General features: G+C 53.4%; 3 protein-coding genes. 2 read left to right on the top strand and 1 reads right to left on the bottom strand.

The features are described from left to right. Positions 1 to 20: 20 nt before the first annotated feature. Positions 21 to 236: a hypothetical protein gene (locus ACTH3S_RS13600; protein ID WP_441809549.1), complete on the bottom strand. Its 216-nt coding sequence runs from the start codon at positions 234 to 236 to the stop codon at positions 21 to 23. A gap of 243 nt (positions 237 to 479) precedes the next feature. On the opposite strand from ACTH3S_RS13600, the gene moaA reads away from it, so the two are divergent. Then, complete coding sequence (moaA, locus tag ACTH3S_RS13595) at positions 480 to 1472, top strand: GTP 3',8-cyclase MoaA (RefSeq protein WP_441809548.1); 993 nt, start codon at positions 480 to 482, stop codon at positions 1470 to 1472. Positions 1473 to 1569: 97 nt separating this feature from the next. Next, positions 1570 to 2846: FAD-dependent oxidoreductase (locus ACTH3S_RS13590; protein ID WP_441809547.1), on the top strand; the 1277-nt coding region annotated here is incomplete at its 3' end.

The raw sequence follows: 2846 nt of genomic DNA, 5'->3' as shown, positions 1-2846 counted from the left end.
TTCATCCATTCTACCGCTTATTAGTGAACAGGTCTCCCGAGACGACTTAAAAACACCAGCCGCGCGACATAAGAAATCTTGATACCGACTGCGAACAACAGGGTGCCAACATGGGCAAGTACCTGAATCATCATGGGGAAACGACCGGCTAGAGGGTATGCCATCAAAATCGTAGCAATCAGACCGAGCGCGGACCAAACCATGGCGCTATTGGCACGAAATAGAAACTTTTCCATCTTATTCTCCAACAAAAACAGTCTCAGGCTTACGCCATTCATTAAGATGTATTTTATAGTAATGTTTAGATCGAAAATCAACCTATTTTTAATAAATCTTGTTGTGCGTCGTTAAAGCAGGCCCCACCAAAAAAGCACCCAGACTTACCTCGCGAGGGGTATCGGATTCGCGGGCTGATTCTGCGATACTTGGTATATCATCAACCGGTAAACGTGCATTTAGCCGTTACAGGAACGAATCCGATGTCACAGAGCAAGCTGACAGACCGCTTTGGCAGAACCGTCAACTATGTACGCCTGTCCGTTACCGACCGCTGCGATTTTCGTTGCGTTTATTGCATGGCTGAGGAAATGACCTTTCTGCCCCGCCAACAGGTTCTAACGCTTGAAGAAATTGCTCGCGTAGCCCGAACCTTTGTTTCTCTGGGTACGGAAAAAATTCGTCTCACAGGTGGCGAGCCACTGGTTCGTAAAGACATCCTTGAACTGGTAAAAGAGATAGGCACCTACGGCTTGCGGGATTTTGCCATGACCACTAATGGCAGCCAGCTACCCACAATGGCTGAGCCACTGCGCAAAGCCGGCCTGAAGCGATTGAACATCAGCCTGGATTCGCTGGACCCGGAAAAGTTCGCAAGCATTACCCGTACCGGGAAGCTGTCCAGAGTGCTGGAAGGTATAGACGCCGCCCGGGCGGCCGGGTTCCAAGGCATCAAGCTGAATACCGTGGTGATGAAAGGCGGGAATGATCACGAGGTCCCGGATCTGATCGAGTTTGCTCGAAAGAAAAACGTCGACATTACCTTCATTGAAGAAATGCCCCTAGGTGAAATCTCTGAGCATGATCGCGGCCAAGCTCTGTGCACCAGTGATGAAGTGCGCGACATTGTCCGCCAGCATCACGATCTGATTCCCACGCCCGAAGACTCCGGCGGGCCAGCCCGTTACTTCCGGATGTCAGATAGCGACATTAAAGTGGGCTTTATCTCCCCCCATTCCCACAACTTCTGCTCTACCTGCAACCGAGTGCGGGTAACCGTTGAAGGCAGATTATTGCTCTGCCTAGGCAACGAGCATTCTGTGGATCTGCGCCGAGTGCTGCGCGGCCACCCGGTAACCAACGACAAACTTAAGCAAACTATCATCGACTCCATGGATTTAAAGCCAGAACGTCACCACTTCTCCACCGATGGCAACGTTCAAATTCTGCGTTTTATGAACATGACCGGGGGTTAGCTCCAACCTTTGACGCCCGTCATTGCACTGGTTTGATTAATCGTTAAGCATTAAGCTCTTATATCAACTAACAATAAGAATGAGCTGATAACGAGCCATGCATACCCATAGGACTGAAGTCGTTGTGATTGGGGCGGGCCTTGCCGGGATTGCCACGGCACTGGAGCTGCTAGACCTAAACGTGCCGGCAATACTGCTGGATGGCGCACCCGGGGGCAAACCCGGAGGCCAAGCCAATGAAGCATTTGGCGGTATGCTGCTGAGCAACACGCCCGAACAAGCCCGTAACAAAATCAAAGACTCGCCAGAATTACTGCTTGCTGATTGGCACAACGCAGCCTGCTTTAGCGGCGAAGATCACTGGCCAAAACGCTGGGCTGAGCTTTACGCAGAACAGAACCGGCCAATGATTTACGACTGGCTGAAGCAACGGGGCATCCGATTTTTCCCCTCCGTGCAGTGGGTTGAACGAGGCCTGTATGGCAATGGCAACAGCGTTCCCCGGTACCATATTGCTTGGGGCTGTGGCCGGGGCGTGGTGCAAACTCTGCTACAACAACTGGACGCCCACCCGAACCGAAACCGGCTTACCTTCCTTAACGGTCATCGCGTTAACACCTTGAACCTGAGCGATGGAAAGGTCACCGGTTGCCAAGGCACCACCAGCCATGAGCACAACACTTTTACAGTTGCCGCCACTCACACGGTGGTCTGCACCGGCGGCATCAACGGCAATCTGGAAAAAGTACGCCAGCACTGGGATCCTTGCTACGGCCCAGCGCCGGAAAACCTGCTCAGCGGATCCAGCCCAGATGCGGATGGCGCCATGCACGACGAGGTTGCCAAAGCGGGTGGCCAGGTCGTCAATCTCAACCAAATGTGGAATTACGCGGCGGGCATACGCCACCCAGAACCCGCCTTCGCTGACCACGGTTTAAGCCTGATACCCCCGCGTTCGGCACTGTGGATGGATCGCCATGGTCGCCGAATCGGTCCCATGCCGCTGGTTACCGGTTTTGATACACACGATCTTTGCAAACAGGTAGGCAACCTGCCCGGGCAGATCTCCTGGCAGGTTATGAACTACCGAATTGCCGTGCGAGAGCTGGCCGTGTCGGGCACAGACACCAACCCGGATTTTCGCGACGGTAAGCTGCTTCGCGTGGTTTGGAACAGTTTGCGCGGTGGCGACCCGGCGCTTATGGACTGGCTTATAGCCCAGTGCCCAGATGTGGTCAGCGCCAACACTCCCGAAGAGTTGGCCACGAAGATGAACCAGGCTGCAGGCAACAAGGATATCCACACCGAAGACATGATTCGCGACATCCGTGCTTATGACAACAACATAGCCCGCGGTAAAAAACTGCATAACGA

It is taken from the genome of Marinobacter sp. (assembly GCF_052094685.1).
GTDB lineage: Bacteria > Pseudomonadota > Gammaproteobacteria > Pseudomonadales > Oleiphilaceae > Marinobacter.
Note: the sequence above shows the minus strand (reverse complement) of the source record. Positions and strands in the feature narration are given on the sequence as shown.

Coding starts and splice junctions, on each gene's coding strand:
- ACTH3S_RS13600 (WP_441809549.1), bottom strand. CDS start 236: ATGGAAAAGTTTCTATTTCGTGCCAATAGCGCCATGGTTTGGTCCGCG.
- moaA (WP_441809548.1), top strand. CDS start 480: ATGTCACAGAGCAAGCTGACAGACCGCTTTGGCAGAACCGTCAACTAT.